Origin of the sequence: Dietzia sp. UBA5065 (assembly GCA_002415925.1) — a bacterium.
In the GTDB taxonomy this organism is placed as follows: Bacteria; Actinomycetota; Actinomycetes; order Mycobacteriales; family Mycobacteriaceae; genus Dietzia.
This window is the reverse complement of the sequence record DIAZ01000143.1, coordinates 57,579-59,196: the sequence shown is the minus strand read 5'-3', so window position 1 is coordinate 59,196 and position 1,618 is coordinate 57,579. Positions and strand designations below refer to the sequence as shown.

The 1,618-nt window shown below is 71.6% G+C and carries 1 protein-coding gene and 1 pseudogene; both read left to right on the top strand.

The window, feature by feature from the left end; translation table 11 throughout:
* Positions 1 to 509, top strand: a pseudogene (locus tag B4M60_RS11910) (hypothetical protein); the annotation flags it as partial.
* Positions 510 to 943: 434 nt separating this feature from the next.
* Positions 944 to 1,618 (top strand): Ig-like domain-containing protein (locus B4M60_RS11905; protein WP_291084135.1); only part of this gene is annotated, 675 nt, incomplete at its 3' end.

Genomic DNA, 1,618 nt, shown 5'->3' with positions numbered 1-1,618 from the left:
AGGCAGAGCGTGAAGAGGCGGAGCGCGTGGAGGCTGCATCGGGGGACACCGAGGCCGGAGCGACCGGCACCACGGCGACGTCGACCACCACGGCGGCCACACCCACCACGGCCGACACCGACCCCGACCCCGACTACGTGCCCGACAGCGTGGCGGTGGGGGTCGTCAAACCGCTCGGCGGTTCGCGGGCCGCGCTCGCCGGCCAGTCGGCCTTGCTCGGGGCCCGCTATGCGTGCTCTGGGATCCGCGGCGAGGGCGCGTCGTCGGTGGAGGGTGCCGCCGCCGGCGCTCCCGGGGCCCCCGCGCCGGTGCGACCGGACCTGGGCTCGCCGTACATCGACTGCGTGGCGGCGCCGACGGGTGGCGGCGTCGAGGTCCATACGATCCTCGTCGCCGACAGCGACCTGTGGCACCTCACGCTGATCAGGCCGGGCACCCCACGGTCACCGGAGGCGGAGGCGCGGGCACTCGCCGGTCTCCACCGGATCGCCAACCAGATCCTCGACTGACGAGGTCTCCGGTCCATCGGCAAAGGGGAACGGCGCCGGAGCCCCCCAGCATCCGACGCCGCTCCCACCCTCTCGGCCGGCCCGCACCCCCACGAGCGGCGATCCACGACCAGCCCCTCATCGCCACCGCATCCCCCAACATCGGCGACTGCGTCGATAATATGTTGCACGCCCGCCCGAATCAAGAACTTGATCTGGAGATTCGAGTTGACTATTGCTCAATACTTCTTTCCTAGCGAACCTACCTTCACTTGCGCGCGCCTCGACCCGAGGTCCGGCGGCCGGCGCGGGCGAGCGGAGGCGGGCGCGAGTGCAGGGGAATCGACCCCGGAATCGACCCCGCCACCCCCGTCGAGGTTCTGTGGCCAAAGTGGCAGGTGTTACTGTCGTGACTCATGGGGTCCAGTGTCGTGTCCGCGTGCCGAAGGAGAACGATGTCCCGCCGAACCCGTTCGATCGCGACCCTGGTGGCCACGGCCGGCCTCGTCGTCGGACTCTCCCCCGTCGCGTCCGCGCAGTCCGTCTCCGGGTCGGCCGGCGCCATCGGCATGGAGACGACGCCCATCTGGACACCCGCACTCCCCGGCCTGACCGCGCCGGTCCTCACCCTCCCCGTCGCCTCGCCGCGGAAGCCGACCGCCGAGACCGGGGTCGCGGCGGTGTACCCGACCCGTGACGAGACGGTGGGGGTGGCGCAGCCCATCATGGTCACCTTCGACCAGCCGATCACCGACCGCGCCCGGGCGGAGGCCTCGGTGTCGGTCCGTACCGCGCCGGCCGTCGCGGGCAGGTTCTACTGGGTCGGCGACTCCGAGCTGCGGTGGCGGCCGCACGAGTTCTGGCCAGCCAACACCTCGGTCACCGTGTGGGCCGGCGGCGGCGAGCACACGTTCCGTACGGGCGACGCCGTGGTCTCCACCTACGACGACGCCACCCATCTCGTCACCGTCACCCGCAACGGCAAGACCGAGCGCACAATGCGCGCGTCCGCCGGCCGGGCTCCCTACTTCACCTACAACGGCGTCTACTACAACGGCTGGCGCGCCCGCGAGGTCCGCATGGACTCCTCGACGTGGGGCCTGTCCCGTGGCGCAGGCGGCTACGACACG